The organism is Bacillus sp. SIMBA_008, from assembly GCF_046535495.1.
GTDB classification, from domain to species: Bacteria; Bacillota; Bacilli; order Bacillales; family Bacillaceae; genus Bacillus; species Bacillus subtilis.
This window is the reverse complement of sequence record NZ_JAWRWL010001072.1, coordinates 1-244: the sequence shown is the minus strand read 5'-3', so window position 1 is coordinate 244 and position 244 is coordinate 1. Positions and strand designations below refer to the sequence as shown.

Here is a 244-nt window from a genome sequence, read left to right as displayed (position 1 = left end):
CTCCCGCACGGGATCCCGGGTACCACGCCTGCACGATTGCCGGGACATGTTCGTCAGCCCACCGGAGGTCCAGCGGACGTCCGGAGACGACGACCACGATGACCTTCGTGCCGGTGGCGTGGATGCGCTGGAGTTGCTCGAGCTGCCGCCCCGGCAGGTCGAGGGTGCTTGTCGACGACTTTTCGCCGATCTGATTCTGTCGCTGTCCGACGACGACGATGGCGATGTCGGAGACTTCGGCGAG

Annotated in this window: 1 protein-coding gene; it reads right to left on the bottom strand. The window is 66.0% G+C overall.

Going from position 1 to position 244, the window contains the following annotated elements:
* Positions 1-244: glycoside hydrolase family 3 protein (locus SB658_RS26710; protein ID WP_410603514.1), on the bottom strand; the 244-nt coding region annotated here is incomplete at both ends.